The following is a 26,793-nucleotide window of genomic DNA, read 5'->3' as shown; positions in this document are numbered from 1 at the left end:
GCTCAGCGGCGCCAGTCGTACCACTTGATGTAGCCGCCGGCGTCGATGCGCAGCTGTGTTCCGGTGATGTAGCGGGCCTCGTCGGAGGCGAGGAAGAGCACGGCGTCGCTGATGTCGCGCGGCTCGACGTAGGAGATCGGCATGGCCTGCTGCACCGCGAACGCCGGTTCGGCGTCCTCCCGCGTCGGGTGCTCCAGATCGGGCCGGAAGGACTTGTACATCGGCTCGCTCTGGAGCATCCGGGTGTTCACGTTCGTGGGGTGGATGACGTTGGCGCGCTGCTTCAACGGTGCCAGGTTCCGGGCGAGTTCGTGGACGTACTCCGACAACGCCCGCTTGGCGAAGGCGTATCCGGCGCCGCCCGGGTTGGCGCCGGGGGTCTGGACGATGCCGTGGTCCATGAGGGCGGCGGTGGAGCCGGTGGCGATGACGGAGGCGCCCTCGCGCAGGTGCGGGAGGGAGATCTGGATGGCGTTGATGGTGCCGATCAGGTCGACGTCGATGGCGTCGCACCAGGCCTGGAGCTTGGGTTCGCCGCGCAGCGGGGCGATGCCGGCCTGAGCGACGACGATGTCCAGGCCGCCGAGTTCGTCGAGGCCCCGCTCCAGTGCGCCGCGCAGCTGTCCGGCGTCGCGGACGTCGGCCTGGAGCGCGACGATCCGGCGGCCCTGCTCCTCGACCAGGCGGGCCGTCTCCTTGAGGTCCTCCGGGGTGGCCATCGGGTAGAGGACGGTCTCGAAGTCGCGGCAGATGTCGACCGCGATGATGTCGGCGCCCTCCTCGGCCAGCCGTACAGCGTGGCTGCGGCCCTGTCCGCGCCCTGCTCCGGTGATGAAAGCGACCTTGCCGTCGACTCGTCCCATCGGGTGTCCCTTCGTCGTACGTGGTGGTGGTTCAGACCGCTTCCGCGGACGCCACCGCGTCCAGCGCCGCGGTCAACGTGCCCAGGTCCGCGCCGAGTTCGGTCGCGACGGCCCTGACCACGTCCAGGTCCTTGGTGAGGAAGTCCGCCGTGGCACGGGCGAACTCCGCGACCGATCCCCGGCGGACGACTCCGGCCAGCGCGCGGCTCGCGGCGCTGCCGTGGGTGAGGGCGTCCAGGAGGACGCTCTCGTCGACGCCCAACTGCCGCCCGAGGCGCGCGGCATGGGAGAGCAGGCCGATCTGGGCGGCGAACACCGTGTTGTTGACGAGCTTCACGCGTTGTCCGGCGCCCAGCGGGCCGACGTGCAGCACCGGGTCGCCGTAGCAGGCGAGGACGGGCCGGACGCGAGCGACGGTGTCGGCGGCGCCGCCGACGAAGAGGGTGACACGTCCGGCGGCCACGTCATGCGGGCCTCCGCTGACGGGGGCGTCGACGACGTCGACTCCCCTGGCCGCGAGAGCTTCGACGGTGTGCGGGCTGCCGGTGGTGTGCACGACGAGCGCGGCTCCGCTCGGCAGCGCCTCCAACAGGCCGCTCTCCAGGCAGACTTCGCTCACCTGGGCGTCGGTGTCGACGCACACCAGCACGATGTCGGCGCCCTCGGCGACGGCGGCCGGCTCGGTCACGACCTGCGCCGGTTCCCGGGCGAGCACCTGGCGGGCCTCGGGCGAGCGGCCCAGCACCCGTACCTGGTGACCGGCCTCGGCGAGCCGGCGCAGCATCGGTCGGCCCATCCTGCCGGCGCCCACGACCCCGATCACAAGAATCTCCCTTCCGAATGCGAGAACCATACTTTCAGCTACCTCTCGACCGGAAGCCCCCAGTCTTGAGTTCGTGTCACTGCCTGACAGCAGGAAGGAGGCCCACACCGAGGCCGTGACGCCGTCTCGGCCGAGGGGTATGGTTCTCGGCAGGCTGGACAGGCGATCTCTGTTTTTGAGAACTTCATTTCCAGAGCCGGAATCTCACAGCCGGAATCCCACAGTCGGGAAGGGACCGGGATGCCACTCCCGCACACACGGCGGCTGCTCGTCGACGGGCAGCTCGTCACCGCCGACCGGACATTCACCTCACTCGACCCCGCGACCGGCGAGGTCGTGGGTGCCGCCCCGGACGCCTCCGCCGCACAGACGGAGGCCGCCGTCGCCGCGGCCCGGCGCGCCTTCGACACCACCGGCTGGTCGACCGACCGGGACTTCCGCGTCCACTGCCTCGACCAGCTGCACGGGGCGCTCACCGAACACCTGGAGGAGCTGCGGGAGTTGACGATCGCGGAGGTCGGCGCGCCTCGCATGCTCACCCACGGCCAGCAGCTCGACGAACCGGTCGAGCTGGTCCGCTACTACGCCGACCTGCTGCGCACCCACCCCCTGACCGAGGATCTCGGTGTCGTCGAGTACCAGGGGCAGCGCCACCACCGCTGGGTGGAGAAGGAGGCCGGCGGGGTGCTGGCCGCGATCGTGCCGTACAACTACCCGACGCAGCTGGCCCTCGCGAAGCTCGCCCCCGCCCTGGCCGCGGGCTGCACGGTCGTCCTCAAGGGCGCCCCGGACACCCCGCTGATCACCCTCGCGCTCGGCGAACTGATCGCGGAGCACACCGACATCCCGCCCGGCGTGGTCAACGTCCTGACCTCCTCGGACACGGCGACCGGTGAACTGCTCACCACCCACGCGGACGTCGACATGGTCAGCTTCACCGGCTCGACCGCGACCGGGCGGCGCATCATGGCCGCCGCGAGCGAGACGGTGAAGCGGGTCTTCCTCGAACTCGGCGGCAAGTCGGCCCTGATCGTCCTGGACGACGCCGACTTCACCGCGGCCGCGCGCTACGCGGCGTACATGATCTGTCTGCACGCGGGCCAGAGCTGCGCGATCACCTCGCGGATGCTGGTGCCGCGCGCCCGGCACGACGAGATCGTCGAGCAGGTCGCGACCGCGCTGGACCGGGTGCGCTACGGCGATCCCGCGCACCCCCGCACCTACATGGGCCCGCTGATCAGCGAACGCCAGCGGGACAAGGTCGACGGCATGGTCCGGCGGGCGGTCGCCGCGGGCGCCACGCTGGTGACCGGCGGCAAGCGCGTCGACCCCGGGTTCTTCTACACGCCCACGCTGCTCACCGGCGTCGATCCGGGCGGCGAGCTGGCGCAGGAGGAGGTCTTCGGACCGGTCCTCGCGGTGCTGCCGTACGACGACGAGGACGACGCGGTCCGGATCGCCAACGACTCGGTCTACGGCCTGTCCGGCGCGGTCATGGGCGGCAGGGAGCGCGCGCTGGCGCTGGCGCGGCGGATCCGCACCGGCACGTTCAGTGTCAACGGCGGCAACTACTTCTTCCCCGACACTCCGTTCGGCGGCTACCGGCAGTCCGGGATCGGCAGGGAGAAGGGCATCGACGGTCTGGAGGAGTTCATGGAGCGCAAGACGTTCGGCGAGGTGGTCGCGTGAGCGAGGGGGCGGGGCACGTGAGCGCGGAACCCGGTCAGGGGCCGCTGTCCGGGATACGGGTGCTGGAAGTCGCGATGTACGGGTTCGTGCCGTCGGCCGGGGCCGTGCTCGCCGACTGGGGCGCCGACGTGGTCAAGGTCGAGCACGCCGTACGCGGCGACCCGCAGCGGGGGCTGCGGCAGACGGGGACGATGAAGGTCGAGGGCGATCCGAACCCCAACGTCGAGCACGCCAACCGCGGCAAGCGCAGTCTCGGTCTCGACATGGCCCGCCCCGAGGGCCGCGAGGTGCTGCACGAACTGGCCCGGCGCTCGGACGTGTTCCTCACCAGCTTCCTGCCCGACGCACGCCGGAAGTTCGGCATCGACGTGGCCGACATCCGTGCGGTCAATCCGCGGATCGTCTACGCCCGGGGCAGCGCGCTGGGCCCGCGCGGCCGGGAATCCGACAAGGGCGGCTACGACATGACGGCCTTCTGGGCCCGGGCGGGCACGGCCGCGAGCATCACACCGCCGGGCACCCCGGGGATGATCCCGCCGCCGGGACCCGCGTACGGGGACACCATCTCCGGCACCAACCTGGCCGGGGGCATCGCGGCCGCGCTGCTCAAGCGCGAGCGCACCGGCGAGCCCTCCGTCGTGGACGTCTCCCTGCTGGGCAGTGGGGTGTGGGCGCTGGGCCACGGGGTCGCGCTCTCCGTCCATCTCGACCAGCCGATGATCGCGCCCCCGCTGGGCGGCCACGGCTCCCCCAGGAATCCGCTGACCGGTCTGTACCGCACCGCCGACGACCGGTATCTGTCCTTCGTGATGATGCAGCCCGGGAAGTTCTGGGCGGACGTGTGCCGGCACATCGACCGGCCCGACCTCATCGACGACCCGCGGTTCGCCGCGGTCGAGGACCTCGTCGCGCACACCGAGGACGCGGTCAAGATCCTGCGCGAGGTGCTGGCGGGGCGCACGCTCGCCGAGTGGAGCGAGCGGTTCGCGACGCTCGCCGGTCCCTGGGCCCCCGTACAGGACTCGTTGCAGGTGGCCTCCGACGCACAGGTGCGGGCCAACGAGTACCTGGTGCGGGCCGGTGAGCTCGAACTGGCCGCCAGTCCGGTGCAGTTCGACGTGTCCGCCCCCGAGCTGGGCCCGGCGCCCGAGTTCGCCGCGCAGACCGAGGAGATCCTGCTGGAGCTGGGTCTGGACTGGGAGCGGATCGCACAGCTGAAGGCCGCGGGAGCGGTGACCTGAGGCCCTGACCCCGAAGACCGCGGGAGCGGTGACCTGAAGCCCTGACCCGGAGGACACGCACATGGCAGTGACCGTCACCGAACTCACCCCGACGACCGGCGTCCAGATCACCGGCCTGTCCGGCGCCCGGCTGGTCGACAAGGCCGTCGCCGAGGAGGCACTGGCCGCCCTGGACCGGCGCGGGGTGGTGATCTACCGCGAGGCCGACGTCAGCGACGACGACCTCGTCTCCTTCACCAGGCTGCTCGGGCAGGTCGTGCCGCTGCCGAACGGCGGCCACCCGACCCACCCGGAGATCCAGCGCATCACCCGCGACCCGTCGAAGAGCCCGCTCGCCGCCTACCGCGAGGGGACCTTCCACTGGCACATCGACGGGACGACGAGCCAAGTCCCGGACAAGGCAACGGTTCTGACCGCCCGCCAGATCTCGGACGACGGCGACGGGGACACCGAGTTCGCCAACACCTACGCCGCCTACGAGGCGCTCTCGGACGCGGAGAAGCGGGAGTTGGAGGGGTTGCGCGTGGAGCACAGCTTCGCCGCCTCGCAGTTGCTGGTGACACCGGACCCGTCGCCGAAGGAGCGGGCCGCCTGGGACCGCAACCCGGCCCGCGAGCACCCCCTCGTCTGGACGCGGGCGAGCGGCCGCAAGTCCCTCCTGATCGGCGCGACGGCCGGCGAGGTCGTGGGACGTCCCGACCTGGGCCGAACGTTCCTCGACGGACTCCTGGAGCGGGCCACCCGACCGGAGTTCACCCTGCGCCACCGCTGGCGCCAGGGCGACCTGGTGATCTGGGACAACACCGGAATGCTGCACCGGGCCCTGCCGTACGGCAAGGCGTCCTCCCGGCTGATGCACCGCACCTCCGTCTCGGGCGAGGAGGCGGTGGCATGAGCGAGTCCCGTACGGCACTGGTCACCGGCGGCGGCTCGGGCATCGGCCGCTCGATCGCCCTGCGCCTCGCGGAGGACGGCTTCGCGGTCGCGGTGCTGGATCTGAACGGGGAGTCGGCCGAGCAAGTGGCCGAGGAGGCACGGCAGAAGGGACACACGGCAGCCGCCTTCGGAAACGTCGACGTGTCCGACCGAGGACAGGCCGACGAAGCCGTACGACGGGTCCGGGAAACCCTCGGCGGTCCGGTGCTGGTCCTGGTCAACAACGCGGGGGTGGCCCGGACCGAGAGCTTCCTGAAGATCTCCGACGACTCCTGGAACCGGATCATGGCCGTGAACCTCAACGGCCCTTTCTACTTCTGCCAGGCCGTCGTGCCCGACATGAAGGAGGCAGGCTGGGGCCGGATCGTCAACATCTCCTCCTCCAGCGCGCAGTCCGGGCAGCAGTACATGACGCACTACGTGGCCTCCAAGGCCGGGCTCATCGGCTTCACCAAGGCCCTCGCGCTGGAACTGGGCCCGGCCGGCATCACCGTGAACACCATCCCGCCGGGCTTCGTCGACACCCCGATGCTGCGCGCCTCGGAGGAACGCGGGCTCCTTGGCGGCACGGTGGACCACCACGCGGAGCTGACTCCGGTACGACGGCCGGGGCGCCCGGAGGACATCGCCGCCGCGTGCTCGTTCCTGGTCTCCGAGGAGGCGGGCTACATCACGGGACAGGTGATCGGCGTCAACGGGGGCCGGAACACCTGAGGTTGTCCGGCGGGCGGGCCACCTCGAACCGGCCCGCCCCTCCTACCTCCCACGGTTGAGCACCCGGTCCGCCGCCTCCCAGTGGGCGTCCGCCGCCCACAGCCGCGCGAAGGACCGTACGGCCTCGTCCGCCGAAGTGCCGGGCGCGACCACGCGTTTGATCGCGGCCGCCGACTCGTTGGCGAGCGAACGGGCCAGCGACCGCCAGCCCTCCTCGAAGTCCACGCGCGGCAAGACCCGGTCAACCAGCCCGAGTTGGAGCGCATCAGCCGATTCCAGGACGGTCCCCGATCCGGCCAGCATCAGCGCCCTCCCCCGCCCGACGAGGGCCGCGAGCCGTTCGGCGCCGCCCCACGCCGGCATGATCGCGAGGGTCACCTGGTTGAAGCCGATCCTGATGCCCTCGGCGGCCACCCGGATGTCGGCGGCGACGGCGACCTCGGCCCCGCCGCCCAGCGCATGGCCGTTGAGCGCGGCGACGACAGGTGCGGGGAAGTCGGCGATGCGGTCGCAGATGCCGCGCATCCGCCAGGCCATGGCCGCCGCGTCCTCCTCGGTGCGCAGGGCCGCGAGTTCCTTGAGGTCGCCGCCGGACACGAACGCCCGGTCACCGGCTCCCCTGATGACCAGCGCACGGGCGCCGGCCGCCGCGTCCAGCGCCTTCTCCAGCTCGTCCATCGTGGCGAGCGAGATGGCGTTGCGTGCCTCGGGGCGGTCGATGGTGACCACGGCCAGGCCCTGGTCCAGTTCGAGGTCGATCACAGGCGATTCCCCCCGAGGGATATTGGCATTCTCCACATACGAGAATAGCGTATGCGCCGCCGATCGCCGCACCGGAGGTAGCAGCCATATGCGAAGGATCCCCGCGGAACTGGTCAAGCGCTACGAGGCGGAGGGCTGGTGGACCCGGGACACGATCGGGGACCTGCTCACCCGCGGTCTGGCGGCCGCGCCCGGCACGGAGTTCCGGGTGCACTCCGCCTCCCGCCCCTGGTGCGGGACGTTCGCGGACGTCGAGCGGGTCGCCCGCAGGCTGGCCGCGGGCCTGCACGAGCGCGGTGTGGGACCCGGTGACACGGTCGCCTTCCAGCTGCCCAACTGGATGGAGGCGGCCGCGGTCTTCTGGGCGTCCGCTGTCCTCGGCGCGGCCGTGGTGCCGATCGTGCACTTCTACGGCCGCAAGGAGGTCGGCTACATCCTCGACGCGGTCCGGCCCCAAGTCTTCGTCACCGCCGAGCGGTTCGGCCACCTGGAGTTCCAGCCGGACCTCTGCGCGGACGTGCCCGTGGTCGGCGTGGTGGGCCGCGACTTCGACGAACTCCTCGCCGAGAAGCCCTTGTTGGGCACCCTCCCCGCCGATCCGGCGGATCCGGCCCTGATCGCGTTCACCTCGGGCACCACCCGCGACCCGAAAGGCGTGGTGCACAGCCACCAGACCCTGGGCCACGAGACCCGCCAACTCGCCGCGAGCTACCCGCCCGACCGGGGCAAGCAGCTCACCGCGGCTCCGGTGGGCCACTTCATCGGCATGGTCAACGCCTTCCTGATCCCGGTCGTCGACGGCACCCCGGTCAACCTCACGGACGTCTGGGACCCGGGCAAGGCCCTCGCGCTGATGTCCCGGTACGGGCTGCACATCGGGGGCGGAGCGCCGTACTACATCACGAGCCTTCTCGAGCACCCGGACTTCGCGCCCGCCACGCATCTGCCGTACCTGAGGTACGCGGGCCTGGGCGGCTCGTCGGTGCCGGCCGCCGTGACCAAGCGGCTGGCCGGTCTCGGGATCCACGTCTTCCGGGCGTACGGCAGCACCGAGCATCCCTCGATCACCTCGTCCCGGCACGACGCGCCCGAGGCGAAGCGGCTGTTCACCGACGGGGAGCCGCTTTCCGGCGTGGACATCCGGCTCGACGAGGACGGCGAGATCCTCAGCCGCGGGCCCGACCTGTGCCTCGGCTACACGGATCCGGAGCTGACGGCGGCGACCTTCGACGAGGAGGGCTGGTACCGCACGGGGGACATCGGGGTCCTCGACGCGGACGGGTTCCTCGCCATCACCGACCGCAAGGCGGACATCATCATCCGCGGCGGCGAGAACATCAGCGCGCCCGAGGTCGAGGAGGTGCTGCTCGGGATCCCCGGGGTCGCGGAGGCCGCGGTGGTGGCCGCCCCCGACGCCCGCCTCGGCGAGCACGCGGCGGCCTTCCTGCGCATGCTGCCCGGTCACGCCCTGCCCACCCTCGCCGAACTGCGCGAACACCTCGAACGGGCCGGTCTCGCCCGGCAGAAGTGGCCCGAAGAGGTCCACGGCGTCGAGGAGTTCCCGCGGACGGCGAGCGGCAAGGTCCAGAAGTTCCGGCTGCGGCGGGACATTGCCGTACGCAACTGAAGAGAATACGATTCTCTCAAAACGCAAAGGAGGGTCTCATGCCGTCGCCCCGCGCGCTGCCGTATCCGCTCTTCGACGCGGACAACCACCTGTACGAGACCGAGGACGCGCTCACCCGGTACCTCCCGAAGCAGTACGACGGAGCGATCGAGTACGTCCAGGTCCGCGGCCGTACGAAGATCGCGATCCTGGGACAGATCAGCGACTACATCCCGAACCCCACCTTCGAGGTGGTCGCCCGGCCCGGCGCGATGGAGGAGTACTTCCGCGTGGGCAACCCCGAGGGCAAGAGCCGACGGGAGATCTTCGGCGAGTCGATGCGCTCGATCCCGGCCTTCCGGGAGCCCGGCCCGCGCCTGGAGCTGCTGGACCAACTCGGCGTGCAGCGCACGCTGATGTTCCCGACGCTCGCGAGCCTCATCGAGGAGCGGATGCGCAACTACCCGGAACTCATCCACGCGGTGATCCACTCGCTCAACGAATGGCTCTACGAGACCTGGTCGTTCAACTACAAGGACCGCATCCTCACCACCCCGGTGATCAGTCTGCCGATCGTCGACAAGGCGATCGCGGAGCTCAACTGGGCGGTGGAGCGGGGAGCTCGGGCGATTCTCGTACGTCCGGCCCCCGTTCCGGGGTACGGCGGCTCGCGCTCCTTCGCGCTGGAGGAGTTCGACCCGTTCTGGAAGCGGGTCGTGGAGACCGGGGTGCTGGTCGCGATGCACTCCTCGGACAGCGGGTACGCCAAGTACACCAGCGACTGGGAGGGCAACACCGCCGAGATGCTGCCGTTCAAGGCGAACGCCTTCCGGCAGGTCTCCGAGTGGCGGCCGATCCAGGACGCGGTGGCCTCCTGGGTGTGCCACGGCGCGCTGTTCCGCTTCCCGGAGCTGAAGATCGCCCTGATCGAGAACGGCTCGTCGTGGGTGGCCCCGCTCCTGGACCAACTCGCCGACGCCTACAAGAAGATGCCGGAGCAGTTCCTCGGCGACCCGGTGGCCGCTGTGAAGAACAGCATTCACATCAGCCCGTTCTACGAGGAGAACCTCAGTGAACTGGCCGATCTGGTCGGCGTGGAGCGGATCCTGTTCGGCTCGGACTATCCGCACCCGGAGGGGCTGGCCGAGCCGACCTCGTACATCAACGCCCTCAAGGGGCTGAGCGAGGCCGACCAGGCGAAGATCATGGGCGGGAACCTGTCGAGGCTGATCCCGGCATGAAGTGGGAGTCGGTCCCGGCGATGGTGCTGAGCGCGGCCGACCGCTTCGGGGACGCCGAGGCGGTCGTCGACGGGCCTCTCCGGCTCACCTTCACCGAGCTCGTCGAGCGGGTCCGGGTCGCGGCGGGCGCGTTCGCCGCGCTCGGGGTGGAGAAGGGCGACCGGGTGGCGATCTGGGCGCCCAACTCCGCCGAGTGGCTGGTGGCGGCCTTCGGGCTGCTGACGGCCGGCGGGGTGCTGGTACCGGTCAACACCCGGTACAAGACGGACGAGGCGCACGACATCGTCCGGCGCAGTGGCGCGAAGGCCCTCCTCGTCCAACAGGGCTTCCTGGGGCTGGAGTTCAGCGGCCCCGAGGGGGTGCCGGTGATCGACCTCAAGTCCGGGTACCTGGCCGACGGCAAGCCGTTCGAGCGGGCGGTGGGCGGCTCGGACGTCTGCGACATCATCTTCACCTCGGGGACCACCGGCCGGCCCAAGGGCGTGCTGATGAGCCACGCCCAGAACCTGCGGCTGTTCTCCGAGTGGTGCGACCTCGCGGACCTCAGGACGTGCGACCGCTATCTGATCGTCAACCCGTTCTTCCACATGTTCGGCTGGAAGGCGGGCCTGATCGCCTCCCTGATCCGGGGCGCCACGATTCTGCCGGTGCCCGTCTTCGACGTGGACACGATCCTGGACCTGGTCGAGCGGGAGAAGGTCACCATGCTCCCCGGGCCGCCCACGCTGTACCACTCACTCCTGGAGGCCCGCAGCAGACGGGACCTGTCGTCGCTGCGGGCCGCCGTGACCGGGTCGGCGGACATCCCCGTCGAGCTGATCCGCCGTATCCGCGAGGAACTGCCCTTCCGGACGATCATGACCGGGTACGGGCTGTCGGAGGCCGGCACCGTCACCGCCTCCCGGCGCGGCGACTCCTTCGAGGACATCGCCACCACGGTCGGCACCCCCTGCGAGGGCATCGAGATCTCGATCGCCGAGGACGACGAGGTGCTGGTGCGCGGCTACAGCGTGATGCTCGGCTACCTCGACGACCCGGCCGCCACGGCGGAGGCGATCGACGCGGACGGCTGGCTGCACACCGGTGACCTGGGCGCGCTCGACGACCGGGGGCGGCTGAGGATCGTCGGCCGCAAGAAGGACATGTTCATCGTGGGCGGCTTCAACGCCTACCCCGCCGAGATCGAGGGCTTCCTGCTGGAGCATCCGGCGGTGGCGCAGGCGGCGGTGGTCGGCGTCCCCGACGAGCGGCTCGGGCAGGTCGGCAAGGCGTACGTGGTGCGCCGCGAGCGGGTCTCCGAGGAGGAGCTTCTCGCCTGGAGCCGGGAGCGGATGGCCGGCTTCAAGGTGCCGCGGGCGGTCGAGTTCCGGGAGGAGTTGCCGCTGACCGCCACGGGCAAGGTGTTGAAGGACCGACTGTGACGAGGCGCGCCCGCGCCTGCCGCAGAAGAATGGAGACACGACGTGACGACGAACCAGGCCACCGAGGCGGGCTCGGACATCTCACTGAGCCGGATAGAGCGGCTCGACGAGGAGATCATCGCGCTCCTCGCCCGCCGTCGCCAGATGACGCAGGGCCTGCCCGCCCCGGCCCGGGCCCGCGCCGTCGATCCGGGATTCGTGGAGGCCGTACGGGAGACCACGGACCGCTACCGCCAGGAACTCGGCGGCGCCGGTGAACTCGTCGCGCGTGCGGTGCTGGTGCTGTGTGACCCGGCCCGCGAGAGCTGAATGACAAAGGTCACAGAGGTGCGGTCGCGTTGACCCCTGCGCGTATTTGGCCGTACAAATGGGGCCCATGAGCGTACCGCAGCTTCCCCTCGCGGGAATCACCGTGGTCAGCCTCGAGCAAGCCGTTGCCGCACCCTTCGCCACCCGGCAGCTCGCCGATCTCGGGGCCAGGGTCGTCAAGGTCGAGCGGCCGGGCGAGGGGGACTTCGCCCGCCGCTACGACACGACCGTGCACGGCCACTCCAGCTACTTCGTCTGGCTCAACCGCTCCAAGGAATCCCTCACGCTGGACCTCAAGGACCCCCGGGGCCTGGAGATCCTGCACCGGCTCCTCGACGGCGCCGACGTTTTCGTCCAGAACCTCGCGCCGGGCGCGGCCGACCGGCTCGGGCTCGGCGTCGACGTCCTCGCCGAACGCTGGCCCCGGGTGATCCCGTGCACGATCTCCGGCTACGGCACGGACGGACCGTGGGCGGATCGCAAGTCGTACGACCTTCTCGTGCAGTGCCAGACGGGGCTGGTGTCCCTCACCGGCACCGCCGAGGAGACGGCCCGGGTGGGGATCTCGGTCGCGGACATCGCCGCCGGGATGTACGCGTACACCGGCATCCTGACCGCGCTGTACACCCGCGCGACCACAGGCAAGGCCCACGCCGTCGAGGTGTCCCTCTTCGAGGCGCTCGCCGAGTGGATGAGCCAGCCCGCCAACTACACGCGCTACGGCGGGAGTCAGCCGCCGCGCCTGGGCACCCAGCACGCGACCATCGCCCCGTACGGCGCTTTCACCGCCGCCGACGGCAAGGACGTGCTCTTCTCCATCCAGAACGAACGCGAATGGGCCGCCCTGTGCGCCGAGTTCCTCGGCAGCCCCGACCTGGCCGACGACCCGCGCTTCGCCACCGGCTCCGACCGGGTCTCCCACCGCGACGCGCTCAACGCCCTGGTCGCCGAGCGCGTCGCGCGCTCCGACGCGGCCGAGGTCCTGCGTGACCTGGAGGGCATCGGCATCGCCTGCGCCGGGGTCAACGACGTCGCAGCCTTCCTGGACCACCCGGTGCTGGCCGCCCGGGGCCGCTGGCACGAGGTGGGCGTCCCGGGCGGGGCCACCGCCCGGGCGCTGCTGCCGCCGGCAGACCTCGCGGGACTGCCCGCGCGCATGGATCCCGTGCCGGCGGTGGGCGAGCACACGGAGGCGATCCTCACCGAACTCGGGTGCGGCGACGCGGAGATCGCGGCGCTGCGGGCCGACGCGGTCGTCTGAGCCCGGAGGTCAGTTCATGAGTGTCCTCGACATCCTCTCCGCCGACGAGCGACTCGTCGTGCGGACCGTGCGCGAGTTCGTCGACAGGGACGTCCGACCCGTCGTCCGCGAACTGGAGCACACCAACACCTACCCCGAAGCCCTCATCGACCGGATGAAGGACCTCGGCGTCTTCGGCCTGGCGATCCCCGAGGAGTACGGCGGCACCCCGGTCTCCACGCCCTGCTTCGTGCTGGTGACGGAGGAACTGGCACGCGGCTGGATGAGTCTGGCGGGCGCGATGGGCGGCCATACGGTCGTCTCGAAACTCCTTCTGCTGTACGGCACGGAAGAGCAGCGGCGACGCTACTTGCCCCGCCTTGCCACCGGCGAGGTCCGGGCGACCATGGCGCTCACCGAGCCCGGCGGGGGCAGCGACCTCCAGGCGATCGGCACGGTGGCCCGCCGGGAGGGCGACGAGTACGTGGTCGACGGATCGAAGACGTGGATCACCAACTCCCGCCGCTCCGGCCTGATCGCGCTGCTCTGCAAGACCGACCCTGCTGTGGAACCCCGGCACCGGGGCATCTCCGTCCTGCTCGCCGAGCACGGGCCGGGACTGGTCGTCTCCCGTGACCTGCCCAAGCTCGGCTACAAGGGCGTGGAGAGCTGCGAGTTGAGCTTCGAGGGCTACCGGGCGCCCCTGGACGCGCTGTTGGGCGGGGTGGAGGGGCAGGGCTTCGGCCAGATGATGAAGGGACTGGAGACCGGACGGCTCCAAGTCGCCGCGCGTGCGCTCGGCGTGGGCCGGGCCGCACTGGAGGACTCCCTGCGGTACGCCCAGGAACGCGAGACCTTCGGCAAGCCCATCTGGCGCCACCAGGCCGTCGGCACCTACCTCGCCGACATGGCGACCAAGCTGACGGCCGCCCGTCAACTCACGCTGTACGCGGCCCGGGAGGCGGACGCCGGGCGCCGGGTCGACATGGAGGCCGGAATGGCGAAGCTGTTCGCCTCCGAGACGGCGATGGAGATCGCCCTCAATGCCGTGCGGATCCACGGCGGTTACGGCTACTCCACCGAGTTCGACGTCGAGCGGTACTTCCGGGACGCGCCGCTGATGATCGTCGGCGAGGGCACCAACGAGATCCAACGCAACGTGATCGCGGCGCAGTTGGTGGCACGGGGTGGGCTCGATGACTGAGCAGGTACCACGCGAGAGCATCTATCTGCGGCTCGCCCGGGAGTTGCGGGCGGCGATCCTGCGGCAGGATTTCCCGGAGGGCGTACGGCTGCCCACCGAGGCCGAGTTGGCGCAGCGGTTCGGGATCAGTCGGCAGACCGTGCGGCGGGCCTTCCAGGACCTCGTCGCCGAGGGACTGGTGCACCGGGTACCGGGGCGGGGCACCTTCGCGGCGCCCCGCGAGGAGCGGTACCTGCGGCAGTTCGGGTCGGTGGACGACCTGATGGGGATGGCCGTCGACACCCGCATGGCGGTCGTCACGCCGTTGGGCCGACGGGTCGACGTCGACGCGGCGGGCCGCCTCGGGCTGCACACCGACCAGGTGCACAAGCTCGCCTTCCTACGGCTGCACGAGGACACCGCGTTCTGCCACACGGCCGTGTATCTGCCGCCGTCCGTAGGGCAGTTGCTGGAATCGGTGCCCGAGCTGACCGAACTCGGCACCCCCAGTGCCGCCACGGTCATCGGGCTGCTCGACGACCGGCTGCCCGAGCCCATCGCCGAGGCCGAACAGAGCATCACGGTCGCCGAGGCGACCCCCGAGATCGCCGGGCACCTGGGGTGCGAGCCGGGGCGTGCGCTGCTGCGCATCGACCGGGTCTACCAGTCGGCCGCCGGACAGCTCGTCGAGCTGGCGGTGAGCCACTTCCTGCCCGAGCACTACTCGTACCGTGTGCGCCTGCGGCGCAGCGGTCGATGACCTTGCAAGAGACCGACGAGGAGCAACCACCGTGAGTCTGAGGATCGTTGTCACCGTGAAGTACGTGCCCGACGCCACGGGCGACCGGCATTTCGCCGATGACCTGACCGTCGACCGGGACGACGTGGACGGTCTGCTGTCCGAGCTGGACGAGTACGCGGTCGAGCAGGCGCTCCAGATCGCCGACGACGCGGACGACGCCGAGATCACCGTGCTGACGGTGGGGCCGGAGGACGCGAAGGACGCGCTGCGCAAGGCGCTCTCCATGGGCGCCGACAAGGCGATCCACGTCGAGGACGACGACCTGCACGGCACGGACGCCATCGGCACCTCGCTGGTGCTGGCCAAGGCGATCGAGAAGGCCGGCTACGACCTGGTGATCTCCGGGATGGCGTCCACGGACGGCACGATGGGGGTCGTACCGGCGCTGGTCGCCGAGCGGTTGGGGGTGCCGCAGGTGACGCTGCTCTCCGAGGTCTCGGTCGAGGACGGGGTGGTGAAGGGCCGTCGGGACGGGGACGCGGCTTCCGAGCAGCTGGAGGCTTCGCTGCCGGCCGTCGTGTCGGTGACCGACCAGTCCGGCGAGGCCCGTTACCCCTCCTTCAAGGGGATCATGGCGGCGAAGAAGAAGCCGGTGGAGTCGTGGGATCTGTCCGACCTGGAGATCTCCGCGGAGGAGGTCGGGCTGGAGGGTGCCTGGACTGCCGTGGACTCCGCGGCCGCGCGTCCGGCTCGTACCGCGGGCACGATCGTCAAGGACGAGGGTGAGGGCGGCAAGCAGCTCGCGGAGTTCCTCGCAAGCCAGAAGTTCATCTGATCCAACCGCCTTTGATCCCACAGGAGTTGCTTTCCCATGGCAGAAGTTCTGGTCTACGTCGACCACGTGGACGGTGCCGTCCGCAAGCCCACGCTGGAACTGCTGACGCTCGCGCGCCGCATCGGTGAGCCGGTGGCTGTGGCGCTGGGTGCGGGAGCTGCCGACACGGCGTCCGCGCTCGCCGAGCATGGCGCGGTCCGCGTCCTCACGCACGACGCCTCCGAGTACGCCGACTACCTGGTCGTCCCGAAGGTGGACGCCCTCCAGGCCGCGGTTGCCGAAGTCTCCCCGGCCGCTGTCCTGGTCCCCTCCTCCGCCGAGGGCAAGGAGATCGCCGCCCGCCTCGCGCTGCGGATCGGCTCCGGAATCATCACGGACGCCGTCGACCTGGAGGCCGGCGACGAGGGCCCGGTGGCGACCCAGTCCGTGTTCGCCGCCTCCTTCACCACCAAGGCCCGTGTCTCCAAGGGCACTCCGGTCATCACGATCAAGCCCAACTCGGCCGCCGTGGAACCCGCCCCGGCCGCCGGTACGGTCTCCGAACTGAGCGTGACCTTCGGTCCGCTCGCCACCGGCACCAAGGTGACCGGCCGTACTCCCCGTGAGTCGACCGGGCGCCCGGAGCTGACCGAGGCCGCGATCGTGGTCTCCGGCGGCCGTGGCGTCAACGCCGACTTCACGGTCGTAGAAGCGCTCGCGGACTCCCTGGGTGCGGCGGTCGGTGCTTCACGCGCCGCGGTGGACGCGGGCTGGTACCCGCACACCAACCAGGTCGGCCAGACCGGCAAGTCCGTCTCGCCGCAGCTCTACATCGCCAACGGCATCTCCGGCGCCATCCAGCACCGCGCCGGCATGCAGACCTCGAAGACGATCGTCGCCGTCAACAAGGACGCCGAGGCCCCGATCTTCGACCTCGTCGACTACGGCGTCGTCGGCGACCTCTTCGACGTCGTCCCCCAGCTCACCGAGGAGATCAACACCCGCAAGGGATAGACGCGTTGAGGGGCTGCCCGTTCAGTACGACCTGGGCAGCCCCAGCACGTGCTGGGAGACGTAGTTGAGGACCATCTCCTGGCTGATCGGGGCGAGTCTGAGCAGCCGGGACTCCCGGAAGTAGCGCTCGACGTGGTACTCGCGGGCGTAGCCCATGCCGCCGAGGGTCTGTACGGCCCGGTCGGCGGCCTGGAAACCGGCGTCGGCGCAGAGGAACTTGGCCATGTTGGCCTCGCGGCCGCACTCCAGTCCGCGGTCGTAGCGCCAGGCGGCGTTGCGGGCCATGAGGCGGGCCGCGTCGAGGCGGGTGAGGGCCTCGGCGAGCGGGAAGGCGATGCCCTGGTTCTGGCCGATCGGGCGGCCGAAGACCACGCGCTCGCGGGCGTAGCGGGTGGCCGCGTCGAGGGCGGCCCGGCCGAGGCCGAGGGCTTCGTGGGCGAGCAGGATGCGCTCGGGGTTGAGGCCGTCGAGGAGGTAGCGGAAGCCCTCGCCCTCCTCCCCTATCCGGGCGCTCGCCGGGACGCGTAGACCGTCGATGAAGATCTGGTTGGAGGCGACGGCGTTGCGGCCCATCTTGGGGATCGGCCGGATGTCCATGGCGGTGCGGTCGACGTCGACGAGGAAGACGGAGATGCCCTTGGTGGGCTTGTCGACCTGGTCGCGCGGGGTGGTACGGGCGAGGAGCACCATCTTCTGGGAGTCGCCGGCCTTGGTGATCCAGATCTTGCGCCCGTCGATGACGTAGTGGTCGCCGTCGCGGCGGGCGAAGGTGGAGATGCTGGTGGTGTCGGTGCCCGCGTCGGGCTCGGTGACGCCGAAGCAGACGTGCAGGTCGCCGGAGGCCGCGTGCGGGAGGACCTCGCGGCGGAGTTGCTCGCTGCCGTGCCGGGCGAGGACGTTGAGGCCGAAGATCGTCAGGTGCATGGTGCTGCACCCGTTCATGCCGGCGCCCGAGGCGGCCACCTCTTCGAGGAGCAGCGAGGCCTCCAGGACGCCGAGTCCCCCGCCGCCGTACTCGTCGGGGACGGCGATCCCGAGCCAGCCGGCCTTGGCGAAGGCGTCGTAGAAGCTCCAGGGGAACTCGGCGCGTTCGTCCTGCCCGGCCCAGTAGTCGGGGCCGAAGGAGGCGGCGAGGTCGCGGACGCCCGCGCGGATGTCCTCCTGCTGCTCGGTCAACTCGAAATCCACGGCGACTCCCTGGAGAATGGGGTTTCCCTGTACGTAGAATAGCGTTCGCGTCCGCCGAGAAAGGAAGACCGCCTTGAACATCGCGACGCTGCTCGACATGGCCGCGGCCGGTGACCCCGACCGGGTGGCGATCGGCCCCCGTGACTCCGGCATGACCTGTGCGCTGCTGCACCGGACGGCGGCGGGGGTCGCGGCCGTCGTCCGCGCCTGTGGCGCCAGGGAGTTGGTGTTCGCCGGGCTCAACGGTCCGGCTTTTCCTGTGATGTTGTTCGGTGCGGCGCTGGCGGGTGTGCCGCTGGTGCCGGTCAACTACCGCCTGTCCGCGGATGCGTTGACTTCGCTGCTCGCTCACACCGAAAAACCGTTGGTGGTTGCGGACGAGGCGTTCACGGCCGGGTTCGAGGGGTTCGACGTACGCACCCCCGAGGCTCTCCTGAAGGAGGCCCTGGCCGTCGAGCCGGCCTCCGGTCTGGAGGCCTCGCCCGACGAGCCCGCCGTGCTGCTCTTCACCAGCGGGACGACGGCGGCGCCCAAGGCAGCCGTCCTTCGTCACCGGCATCTGTCCAGCTACATCCTCCAGACCGTGGAGTTCGCCTCGGCGGACCCTTCCGACGCGGTCCTGACCAGCGTGCCGCCGTATCACGTGGCCGGGGTGGGGTCGGTGCTCAGCAATCTGTACGCCGGGCGCCGGATGGTGCATCTCGGTGCCTTCGATCCGGAGGCGTGGCTGGGGCTGGTGCGGTCCGAGGAGGTCACCTCGGCGATGGTGGTGCCGACGATGCTGGCGCGGATCGTGGAGCACCTGGACGGGCGGCCGGCGTCGGTGCCGACGCTGCGGTCGCTGGCGTACGGTGGTGCGCGGATGCCGGGGACGGTGCTGGAGGCGGCGCTGCGGGCGTTCCCGGACACCGGGTTCACCAACGCGTACGGGCTGACGGAGACCAGTTCCACGATCGCGTTGCTGGGTCCGGAGGACCATCGGGCGGCGCTGATGTCGGACGATCCGGCGGTGCGGGCGCGGTTGGGGTCGGCGGGGCGGATGGTCCCCGGGGTGGAGGCGGAGATCCGGGGTGCTCAAGAGCCGGGCGCACCCGGCGAGTTGTGGGTGCGTGGGCCGCAGGTCTCCGGTGAGTACAAGGGGGCCGCCGCCCTGCTCGACGCGGACGGCTGGTTCCACACCCGGGACTTGGCCCACTTCGACGACGACGGCTATCTGTTCGTCTCGGGGCGGGCCGACGACACCATCATCCGGGGCGGCGAGAACATCGCTCCGGCCGAGATCGAGGACGTACTCCTGAGGCATGCGGCGGTGCGGGAGGCGGCGGTCGTGGGGGTGCCGGACGAGGAGTGGGGCGAGCGGATCGCCGCGTTCGTCGTCCTGCACGAGGGGGTTTCGGTCGACGCCGAGTCTCTGCGGGAGTGGGTGCGGGGGCGGTTGCGGGGCTCCAGGACGCCCGACACGGTCGCCTTCCTCTCCGAACTGCCGTACACACCCACCGGGAAGCTGCTGCGACGCCGGCTGCTGACGACCGAGGCGAAAGGCTGAACGCGGATGACTTCGTTCACGGCGACTTCCTTTTCGAAGCTGCACGATCTGACGGGCAAGGTGGCGGTGGTCACCGGGGGTTCGCGCGGGATCGGGCGGTCGATCGTGCAGACGCTGGCGGAGGCCGGGGCGGATGTCGTGGTCGCCTCGCGCAAGGTCGAGGCGTGCGAGGCGGTGGCCGAGGAGGTGCGGGCGTCGACGGGGCGGCGGGCCGTGGGGGTCGCCTGCCATGTCGGGCGCTGGGAGGACTGCGAGAGCCTGGTCGCCGAGACGCTCCGCGTGTTCGGCCGGCTCGACGTGCTCGTCAACAACGCGGGGATATCACCGCTGTACGACAGCCTCGACACGGTCAGCGAGGAGCTCTACGACAAGACACTCGCCGTGAACCTCAAGGGACCGTTCCGCCTGGCGGTCCTGGCGGCGAAGCACATGTCCGAACACGACGGCGGCTCGATCATCAACATCGGCACGGCGGGCTCTCTGCTGGCCAGCGTCCACGAACTCCCGTACGCCTGCGCGAAGGCGGGCCTCAACGCGCTGACGGTGGGGTTGGCGGAGGCGTACGCACCGAAGGTCCGCGTGAACGCGATCCTGCCGGGGCCGGTGCTGACGGATGCTCACCAGGCTTGGGGTGCCGAGGACTTCGACGCGTCGTTCGTTCCGCTGGGGCGGGTGGGGCGGCCTGATGATGTGGCTCCGCTGGCGCTGCACTTCGCGAGTGAGGCGTCGAGTTTCACCACCGGGGCGATCGTCCGGGTGGACGGGGGCATTACTCGGAAGGTGTGAGAACGCCCAAAGGGGCGGGGGCTGCGGCAGCCTGGCGAGTGCGGGCTCGTCGTGGCTTGTCGCGCCGTTCCCCGCGCCCCTAGGGGTGGAACACCTGGCCGCCCTTCATTACGAAACGGACGTCTTCCGTGACCGTGATGTCGGTGAGGGGGTTGCCCGGGACCGCGATGACGTCTGCCAGGAGGCCCGGCTCCAGGCGGCCCCTGTCGTCCTTGTCGATCAGATCTGCTGCGACTGTCGTGGCGGCTCGGATGGCCGACAGGGGGGTCATGCCCCGGTCTACCAGGGCCACCAGTTCGCGGGCGTTGCGGCCGTGGGGGATCGCCGGGGCGTCCGTGCCGCAGGCGACTCGGACTCCGCGTTCTATCGCCCGGCGGATCGTGGCCTTGGCGCGCGGGAAGACGTCCGCCGCCTTTGCCTGGAGTTCCGGGGCCGCCTTCGAGACGTCCATGCCGTCGGCTATGTAGGTCGTCGCGACCAGGAACGTGCCCTGCTCCACCATCAGGTCGAGCGTCTCGTCGCCCGCCAGGAAGCCGTGCTCGATGCAGTCGATGCCTGCGGCCAGCGCGGCCCGGACAGCGCGGTCGCCCATGCAGTGTGCCGCCACCTTCAGCCCCGCGCGGTGCGCCTCGTCGGTGATGGCGCGCAGCTCCTCGTCGGAGTACTGCTGTGCCCCGGCGGGACCGGTGTGCGACATCACGCCGTTGGACGCGCACACCTTGATGACGCGTGCCCCGTGCTTGATCTGGTAGCGCACGGCCTTGCGGACCTCGTCGACCCCGTTGGCGATCCCCTCCTCGACGGTGAGGGGCATGATGTGCGGCGCGAACGCCTGGAACATCGTGGGGTCGAGATGGCCTCCGGTGGGGGTGATCGCGTGTCCGGCGGGCACCACCCGCGGTCCCTCGATCCAGCCGTGGTCGATGGCCTTCTGGAGTGCCACGTCCAGCAGCAGGCCGCCCGTCTGCACGAACAGGCCGAGGTTGCGTACGGTCGTGAAGCCGGCCCTCAGTGTCCGGCGGGCGTTGGCGACCGCCCGTAGCGTGCGGACGGCTGGATCGTCCTGTACCGGGTTCAGGGGGCTGCGGTGGTCCGGGCCGCCCAGCAGCAGGTTCACCTCCATGTCCATCAGGCCGGGCAGGAGGGTGACGTCACCGAGGTCGATCTCCACGGCGTCCGGTGGGACGGAGGCCGGTGCGACCTCCGCGATGTGCTCGCCTACGATCAACAGCCCGCCGGGCTCGACGAGTTCGCCCTTCGTCACGTCGAGCATGCGGGCGGCGCGGAGATGGACGGGCGGCTGCGGCTCGCGTGGGCGGGGCATCAGACGGCCGGTTCCACGACGGCGTCGATGCTCGCCGCCCCCGTGTCGGGCACCTTGGGCTGGCGCCAGGCCTCGACCGGGAAGGCGATGGTCACCAGGGCGCAGAACGCCCACAGCAGATGCTTGTCCTCCTCGGAGATGTCCTCCATGGACACCTGCTGGAGGTACGCGGTGCCGTTGGCCAGCAGCGGGAAGGCCGCGGCGTAGAAGGCGTCGAGTTCGTCCATCGTGGAGGCGATCCGCTTGGCGTAGCGGGCTTTCTCGGTCGGGACGGCCCAGTCGGCGAAGGGCTCCAGGGCGGCGAAGTCGGGTGGGAACACAGGGGCCATGGGTCCTCCTCGGTTCAGGACGCGTGCTGCGTGTGGTCGCGGACGTACTGACGGGCGGTGCTGTGCAGATGCCGGAGCAGCACTTCCTGGTCGTTGAGCGGGAACTCCGTGACCGCGCGCGACTCGAGCATGGTCTGGGTCGCCTCCAGGGTGTTGCCGTCCTGGAGGCCGTACTCCTTGAAGGAGACGACGGCCAGCTCCTGCTGGAGCCGCTGGAAGGCGTTCTCCGGCGGCACGAAGTAGCAAGTGGCCTCGAAGATGTGGGAGTTGTAGGCCGTCGGCCAGTAGTGGTACGTCAGCACCCAGTTCGGCCGCCAGACCAGCAGCATGAAGTTGGGGAAGAAGACGAAGGAGTCCATGCCCCAGCGCGGGTCGCGCGTCGGGTTGATGGCCGGGGGCAGGTCCTCGGTGGCCACGCCGATGTCGGGGAACTCCCAGGGCCCGAACAGGCCGCTGCGCAGGGCGCCTTCGATGGGCTTGACCATCGCGCGGTCGTGCGGCGGGGCGATGCCTCCCCAGGAGGACACCATGCTGTGCGGGCCGTCGATGTCGTAGTGCAGGGCTTCGTAGCCGTACTTCTGGATCTTGCGGGCCTCGTCGGAGACGTACTGGCCCGCGTGCAGGATCGGCGCGTGGTAGAACTCGGCGAACGCGTCGATGAACAGCTTCCAGTTGGCGCCGATCTCGGCCCGGTACTTGTGGGCCTGGGTCATCTTGTGGAACGGATAGCCCTCGATGCCCTTGGCGAACTCGCCCAGGTACTCCCGCAGGGGAGTGGAGTTGTCGGGGTCGAGGTTGACGAAGACGAACCCCTCCCACACGTCCGTCTGCACCTGGTTGAGGCCGTACTTCGACTTGTCGAGGTCGAAGAACTCCTGCTCCTGCTGGACGAAGGCGAGCTTGCCCTCCAGGTCGTAGCGCCAGGCGTGGTACTTGCAGGTGAACTGGCGGCACACCCCGCTGGTCTCCTCGCGCGGGAAGTCGTTCCACACGAGCTTGTTGCCACGGTGCCGGCACACGTTGTGGAAGGCCCGCACCTCGTCGTCGGTGCCCCGCGCCACGATCACCGAGGTGCCCGCCGCGTCCAGCTCCTTGGTGAAGAAGGAGCCCCGCTTGGGGAGTTGCTCGATCCGGCCGACGTTCAGCCAGGTCTTCTTGAAGATGGCCTCCCGCTCCAGCTCGTAGTGGTCGGGCGAGATCGAGTCCTCGTAGGAGACCGGCTCGGTCCCGATCTTGAGGTGTTCGGTCCAGCTGCCCTCGTCGGGCTTCTTGAAGTGCGCCATGGGGTGTGGTCCTCCAGTCGGCTGTACGGAGGATGCGATAATCTCAGTCTCTCCGTATGAGAATGCTATTCTCGCTCGCGATCGGGCGTCAAGAATCCGTCCGTGAACGGGAAGATCCGGGTGAAGTCCGCCCCGGGTTCGGCCGTCGCGAAGTCCTCCCAGACGGCCGCCACCGGCCGTCCGAGCGCCGCCGGTCCGCGCAGCTCGCCGACCTCGCGCAGATAGAGGCGTACGTCCTTCGCCATCAGGGAGTTGGTGAAGCCGGCGGCGTAGCGGCCGGTGAGGACGTGCTGGGGGAACTTGTCCTGCGTGGCGGCGTTGCGGCCGCTGGAGGCGTTGAGGACGTCGAGCATCGTCGCCAGATCGAGGCCGGCCGCGAGTCCGAAGGAGACGGCCTCACTCGTGGCGGCCAGGGCGGTGGCGGCCAGGAAGTTGTTGGCCAGCTTGAGGGCCTGGGCCGTCCCGGAACGGTCTCCCACCCTGCGGCAGCGGTCGCTCAGTCCGGCGAGCACGTCCTCGGCCCGGGCACAGGACTCGTCCTCCCCCGCGTACATCACCGTCAAGGTGCGGGCGCGGGCTCCGGCGGGGCCTCCCGAGACCGGCGCGTCGACATGGCCGACCCCGTCCTCGGCCAGCAGCGCGGCGATCGTCCGGGCCGCGGCCACGCCCACGGTGGAGGTGTCGACGACACACCGGGTCCGGCGGTCGGCGGCGGCCAGGACCTCCCGGGCCACCTGCTCGGACACGGTGCCGTCAGGGAGGCTCAGCACCAACACCTCGGTACGGCGGGCGACTTCGCCCACGGAGGGGACGTACTCGGCGCCCTCGGGGAGTCGTGCCGGGCCCTGGACGTCGTACGCGACGACCTTGTGACCCGTGCCGACGAGGTTGGCCGCCAGGACCGCGCCCATGTTGCCGAGTCCGACGAAGCCGATCACCCGGCGTCTCCCCTCTGTGCGCGGACGGACCTGACCGAGCGGCGGGCCGCGCTGCCGGCGGGGGCTCCGCAGTAGGCGGCGATCTGGAAGAGGAGTTCGTCGACCTCGGCGTCGGTGACGCCGATGCGCGGGGCGCCGTCCAGGTGGAGACGGAACTCCTCCATGCGGCCGAGGGCGGCGGTCATCGCGAGCACCAGGAGGCTGCGGTCGCGGGGGCTGAGGGCGCCACCGCGGGCCCAGACGCCCCAGGCGGTGGTGGTGAGGTAGTCCTGGAACTCGGCGGCGACGGAGGGGACTTCGGGTTCGGGGTCGAGTCCGGGATCGGTTGTCTGGGCGTCGACGTAGGTGTCGCCGAGCACCGCCCGGCGCATGTCGCGCGCGGCACGCAGCTCATCGGTGTCTTTCATGGATCTCCCGGTGCGGATCAGTGGAGTGAGAGGCTGACGGTCTTCGTGCGGGCGTACTCGTGGAGGGCCTCGATGCCCTTCTCGCGCCCGTAGCCGCTCTGTTTGAAGCCGCCGAACGGTGTCTCGATGCCGAGCGCGCCGCCGTTCACCGCGATCTGACCGGCCTCGATCCGTTCGGCGAGCCGCAGGGCGCGGGCGATGTCTCCGCTCCAGACGGCGGCGACCAGGCCGTACTCGGTGTCGTTGGCGAGGGCGAGAGCTTCGGCCTCGCCGGTGAAGGGGAGGGTGACGAGGACCGGTCCGAAGACCTCCTCGCGGGCGATGCGCAGGCGCGGGTCGACCCCGGCGTAGACGGTGGGCCGGACGTACAGGCCCGGGAGGTCGTCGTACGCCGTGCCGCCGGTGACCGGCACCGCGCCGGCCGTCGCGAAGTGGTCCAGCACCTTGCGGTACTGCGCCTCGGTGATCATCGGGCCGAAGTCGACGCCGGGCTTGAGGAGTTCGAGCGCCTCGACCACGCGCGCGACCACCTCGTCGTGCACCGGGGCCTCGACCAGGAGCCGGGTCGTGGCGGAGCAGACCTGTCCGGCGTTGGCGGTGACGGCGGACACCGCGGCCGCCACGGCGCGGTCGAGGTCGGCGTCCGCGAAGACCAACAGGGGTGACTTGCCGCCGAGTTCGAGGGTGGCCGGGACGATCCGGTCGGCGGCGATCGTGGCGAGGTGGCGGCCGGTGACGACGGAGCCGGTGAAGGCGATGCGCCGGACGTCGGGGTGGACGGCGAGCGGGGTGCCGACGTCGAGCCCGGTGCCGGTGACGACGTTCAACAGGCCGTCGAGCAGGCCGGATTCGGTGGCGAGGCGGGCGAGCATCAGGGTCGAGGCGGAGGTGAGTTCGGAGGGCTTGGCGACGACCGCGTTGCCGGCGGCGAGGGCGGGAGCGCTCGCCCGGCAGGCCTGGTTGAGGGGGAGGTTCCAGGGGGTGATGACGGCGACCACGCCGTACGGTTCGAGCCGGGTGTAGGTGTGGTGGCCGGCGCCCTGGTCGACGGTGCGGCCGTGGTGGGCGCGCAGGATCCCCGCGTAGTAGCGGAAGTAGGAGACCGACATGTCGACCTCCAGGCGGAGTTGGGCCGGCACCTTGCCGGTGCAGGCGCGCTCCAGGTCGATCAGTGCGTCGGCGTGGGCGGCCATGGCGTCGGCGACGCGGTGCAGCGCCTCGGAGCGGTCGGCGGCGGAGCGGCGCGACCACTCCCGCCAGGCCCCCTCGGCGGCCGCCACCGCCCGGTCCACGTCGGGCGCCGAACCGGCCGCGACCTCGTCGCCCGGCAGCCCGGTCGCGGGGTCGAGGGTGGGCAGGTAGGAGCGGTTCGCGGGCTCCTCGGCCCGGCCCCCGATCCAGTGGCCGTGACGCATGCGAGACCTCCGTCCCAGAAGCGAGAATGACGCTCTCATAAACGTACATCCAAGATTCCAGAGAACGGAGAATTGTGCTACCGTCCGTGGTCGTCAGGCCGCTGACCGGAGGGAGCTCAGCAGACCGTGGACGACTTCGAGACCATCGACTTCTTCCGGGACGAACGGCTCGTCGCGGACCCGTACCCGTACTTCGACGCCCTGCGCGGGCAGTGCCCCGTGCGGCGCGAGCCCCATCACGACGTGGTGATGGTGACGGGGTACGACGAGGCGGTGCAGGTCTACAACGACAGCGACACCTTCTCCTCGTGCCTCTCGGTGAGCGGGCCCTTCCCCGGGTTCCCGGTGCCGCTGGAGGGCGACGACGTGAGCGCGCTCATCGAGGAACACCGGCACGAGCTCCCCATGAGCGACCAGTTGCCCACGCTCGACCCGCCGGTCCACACCGACCACCGCGCCCTGCTGATGCGGCTGATCACCCCGAAGCGCCTCAAGGAGAACGAGGCGTCGATGTGGCACCTCGCCGACGGGCTCCTGGACCGCTATCTCGCCGCGGGCGAAGGGGAGTTCATCGGCGGCTTCGCCGGTCCCTTCACCCTCCTCGTCATCGCCGACCTGCTCGGCGTGCCCGAGGAGGACCGCGAGGAGTTCATGGACCGGCTCCAGAACCGGCCGCGCACCGAGGCCGGGGTCGGCAGCACCGGCGACGACGGCATGCACCACTCCCCGCTCGAATTCCTCTACGGCCGTTTCGCGACGTACATCGAGGAGCGCCGCCGGGAACCGCGCGCCGACGTCCTCACCGGCCTCGCGACCGCGACCTTCCCCGACGACTCCACCCCCGAGGTCGCCGACGTCGTACGGGTCGCCACCAACCTCTTCGCAGACCGGCGCCGAGACCTCCCGGGTCTACACGCGGGACAGCGACGGCACGGTCGTCGCCTCCGACACGGTCGACCACTCGGTGCAGGACCAGACG

25 protein-coding genes and 1 pseudogene are annotated in these 26,793 nt (G+C 70.6%); 16 read left to right on the top strand and 10 right to left on the bottom strand.

Features of this window, described 5'->3' with window-relative positions; translation table 11 throughout:
* Positions 1-2: 2 nt before the first annotated feature.
* Together ABZ896_RS34520 and ABZ896_RS34515 are read right to left on the bottom strand one after the other, a co-directional pair.
* On the bottom strand, positions 3-863 hold the full coding sequence (locus ABZ896_RS34520) for a mycofactocin-coupled SDR family oxidoreductase (RefSeq protein ID WP_360937723.1): 861 nt from the start codon (positions 861-863) through the stop codon (positions 3-5).
* Positions 864-894: 31 nt separating this feature from the next.
* Entirely contained in the window at positions 895-1,686 is a 792-nt protein-coding gene (locus tag ABZ896_RS34515; RefSeq protein WP_360937720.1) for an NAD(P)-dependent oxidoreductase, read from the bottom strand.
* A 240-nt stretch (positions 1,687-1,926) separates the two neighbouring features.
* Between ABZ896_RS34515 and ABZ896_RS34510 the strand changes: the two genes are divergently transcribed.
* The 4 genes from ABZ896_RS34510 to ABZ896_RS34495 all read left to right on the top strand — a co-directional run bounded on the left by ABZ896_RS34510 (position 1,927) and on the right by ABZ896_RS34495 (position 6,266).
* On the top strand, positions 1,927-3,375 hold the full coding sequence (locus tag ABZ896_RS34510) for an aldehyde dehydrogenase family protein (protein WP_360937717.1): 1,449 nt from the start codon (positions 1,927-1,929) through the stop codon (positions 3,373-3,375).
* A 17-nt stretch (positions 3,376-3,392) separates the two neighbouring features.
* Positions 3,393-4,616 (top strand): CoA transferase, encoded by a 1,224-nt coding sequence (locus ABZ896_RS34505; protein ID WP_360937714.1) that lies wholly within the window; start codon positions 3,393-3,395, stop codon positions 4,614-4,616.
* A gap of 61 nt (positions 4,617-4,677) precedes the next feature.
* A complete protein-coding gene (locus ABZ896_RS34500; protein WP_360937711.1) occupies positions 4,678-5,511 on the top strand; it encodes a TauD/TfdA family dioxygenase in 834 nt (277 codons plus the stop codon).
* Positions 5,508-6,266: an SDR family NAD(P)-dependent oxidoreductase gene (locus tag ABZ896_RS34495; protein WP_360937708.1), complete on the top strand. Its 759-nt coding sequence runs from the start codon at positions 5,508-5,510 to the stop codon at positions 6,264-6,266. The genes ABZ896_RS34500 and ABZ896_RS34495 overlap by 4 nt, the downstream gene beginning before the upstream one ends.
* 42 nt (positions 6,267-6,308) lie before the next feature.
* Here ABZ896_RS34495 and ABZ896_RS34490 read toward each other — a convergent pair whose 3' ends face one another.
* Complete coding sequence (locus ABZ896_RS34490; protein ID WP_360937705.1) at positions 6,309-7,028, bottom strand: enoyl-CoA hydratase/isomerase family protein; 720 nt, start codon at positions 7,026-7,028, stop codon at positions 6,309-6,311.
* Between the two features lie 88 nt (positions 7,029-7,116).
* On the opposite strand from ABZ896_RS34490, the gene ABZ896_RS34485 reads away from it, so the two are divergent.
* The 9 genes from ABZ896_RS34485 to ABZ896_RS34445 all read left to right on the top strand — a co-directional run bounded on the left by ABZ896_RS34485 (position 7,117) and on the right by ABZ896_RS34445 (position 16,598).
* Positions 7,117-8,655 (top strand): AMP-binding protein, encoded by a 1,539-nt coding sequence (locus ABZ896_RS34485; RefSeq protein WP_360937702.1) that lies wholly within the window; start codon positions 7,117-7,119, stop codon positions 8,653-8,655.
* A gap of 38 nt (positions 8,656-8,693) precedes the next feature.
* Positions 8,694-9,875, top strand: coding sequence for an amidohydrolase family protein (locus ABZ896_RS34480; RefSeq protein ID WP_360937699.1), 1,182 nt, complete (start codon positions 8,694-8,696; stop codon positions 9,873-9,875).
* Complete coding sequence (locus ABZ896_RS34475) at positions 9,872-11,296, top strand: FadD3 family acyl-CoA ligase (protein ID WP_360937696.1); 1,425 nt, start codon at positions 9,872-9,874, stop codon at positions 11,294-11,296. Before ABZ896_RS34480 ends, ABZ896_RS34475 begins: the two co-directional genes overlap by 4 nt.
* Before the next feature lie 42 nt (positions 11,297-11,338).
* Positions 11,339-11,605, top strand: coding sequence for a hypothetical protein (locus ABZ896_RS34470; protein ID WP_360937693.1), 267 nt, complete (start codon positions 11,339-11,341; stop codon positions 11,603-11,605).
* 67 nt (positions 11,606-11,672) lie between these two features.
* Positions 11,673-12,866 (top strand): CaiB/BaiF CoA-transferase family protein, encoded by a 1,194-nt coding sequence (locus tag ABZ896_RS34465; protein WP_360937690.1) that lies wholly within the window; start codon positions 11,673-11,675, stop codon positions 12,864-12,866.
* Positions 12,867-12,882: 16 nt separating this feature from the next.
* Positions 12,883-14,049, top strand: a complete 1,167-nt coding sequence (locus ABZ896_RS34460; protein WP_360937687.1) for an acyl-CoA dehydrogenase family protein — start codon at positions 12,883-12,885, stop codon at positions 14,047-14,049.
* The gene (locus tag ABZ896_RS34455) at positions 14,042-14,788 is read left to right on the top strand and encodes a GntR family transcriptional regulator (RefSeq protein ID WP_360937684.1); all 747 of its coding nucleotides are present in this window, start codon (positions 14,042-14,044) and stop codon (positions 14,786-14,788) included. Before ABZ896_RS34460 ends, ABZ896_RS34455 begins: the two co-directional genes overlap by 8 nt.
* Before the next feature lie 31 nt (positions 14,789-14,819).
* Positions 14,820-15,605: an electron transfer flavoprotein subunit beta/FixA family protein gene (locus ABZ896_RS34450; RefSeq protein ID WP_360937681.1), complete on the top strand. Its 786-nt coding sequence runs from the start codon at positions 14,820-14,822 to the stop codon at positions 15,603-15,605.
* A 36-nt stretch (positions 15,606-15,641) separates the two neighbouring features.
* Positions 15,642-16,598: an electron transfer flavoprotein subunit alpha/FixB family protein gene (locus ABZ896_RS34445; RefSeq protein ID WP_360937678.1), complete on the top strand. Its 957-nt coding sequence runs from the start codon at positions 15,642-15,644 to the stop codon at positions 16,596-16,598.
* 21 nt (positions 16,599-16,619) lie between these two features.
* On the opposite strand, the gene ABZ896_RS34440 is transcribed toward ABZ896_RS34445, so the two are convergent.
* On the bottom strand, positions 16,620-17,786 hold the full coding sequence (locus ABZ896_RS34440; RefSeq protein WP_360937675.1) for an acyl-CoA dehydrogenase family protein: 1,167 nt from the start codon (positions 17,784-17,786) through the stop codon (positions 16,620-16,622).
* A gap of 73 nt (positions 17,787-17,859) precedes the next feature.
* Here ABZ896_RS34440 and ABZ896_RS34435 point away from each other — a divergent pair, with 73 nt between their 5' ends.
* The gene (locus ABZ896_RS34435) at positions 17,860-19,332 is read left to right on the top strand and encodes a fatty acid--CoA ligase family protein (protein WP_360937672.1); all 1,473 of its coding nucleotides are present in this window, start codon (positions 17,860-17,862) and stop codon (positions 19,330-19,332) included.
* Between the two features lie 6 nt (positions 19,333-19,338).
* Positions 19,339-20,118: an SDR family oxidoreductase gene (locus ABZ896_RS34430; protein ID WP_360937669.1), complete on the top strand. Its 780-nt coding sequence runs from the start codon at positions 19,339-19,341 to the stop codon at positions 20,116-20,118.
* A 79-nt stretch (positions 20,119-20,197) separates the two neighbouring features.
* On the opposite strand, the gene ABZ896_RS34425 is transcribed toward ABZ896_RS34430, so the two are convergent.
* The 6 genes from ABZ896_RS34425 to ABZ896_RS34400 form a co-directional block, all read right to left on the bottom strand.
* On the bottom strand, positions 20,198-21,442 hold the full coding sequence (locus ABZ896_RS34425; protein ID WP_360937666.1) for an amidohydrolase family protein: 1,245 nt from the start codon (positions 21,440-21,442) through the stop codon (positions 20,198-20,200).
* On the bottom strand, positions 21,442-21,771 hold the full coding sequence (locus ABZ896_RS34420; protein WP_360937663.1) for a hypothetical protein: 330 nt from the start codon (positions 21,769-21,771) through the stop codon (positions 21,442-21,444). Before ABZ896_RS34420 ends, ABZ896_RS34425 begins: the two co-directional genes overlap by 1 nt.
* Before the next feature lie 14 nt (positions 21,772-21,785).
* The gene (locus ABZ896_RS34415) at positions 21,786-23,054 is read right to left on the bottom strand and encodes an aromatic ring-hydroxylating dioxygenase subunit alpha (RefSeq protein ID WP_360937660.1); all 1,269 of its coding nucleotides are present in this window, start codon (positions 23,052-23,054) and stop codon (positions 21,786-21,788) included.
* Between the two features lie 65 nt (positions 23,055-23,119).
* Positions 23,120-23,992 carry an NAD(P)-dependent oxidoreductase gene (locus ABZ896_RS34410; protein WP_360937657.1) on the bottom strand — a complete coding sequence of 291 codons (873 nt, stop codon included), beginning with the start codon at positions 23,990-23,992 and terminating at the stop codon, positions 23,120-23,122.
* On the bottom strand, positions 23,989-24,399 hold the full coding sequence (locus ABZ896_RS34405) for a carboxymuconolactone decarboxylase family protein (RefSeq protein WP_360937654.1): 411 nt from the start codon (positions 24,397-24,399) through the stop codon (positions 23,989-23,991). Before ABZ896_RS34405 ends, ABZ896_RS34410 begins: the two co-directional genes overlap by 4 nt.
* 17 nt (positions 24,400-24,416) lie before the next feature.
* Complete coding sequence (locus ABZ896_RS34400) at positions 24,417-25,814, bottom strand: aldehyde dehydrogenase family protein (RefSeq protein ID WP_360937651.1); 1,398 nt, start codon at positions 25,812-25,814, stop codon at positions 24,417-24,419.
* Positions 25,815-25,940: 126 nt separating this feature from the next.
* On the opposite strand from ABZ896_RS34400, the pseudogene ABZ896_RS34395 reads away from it, so the two are divergent.
* Positions 25,941-26,793, top strand: a pseudogene (locus tag ABZ896_RS34395) (hypothetical protein); the annotation flags it as partial.

Source organism: Streptomyces sp. NPDC047072, assembly GCF_040643855.1.
Taxonomy (GTDB): Bacteria; Actinomycetota; Actinomycetes; order Streptomycetales; family Streptomycetaceae; genus Streptomyces.
This window is presented reverse-complemented; position numbering and strand designations above follow the sequence as displayed.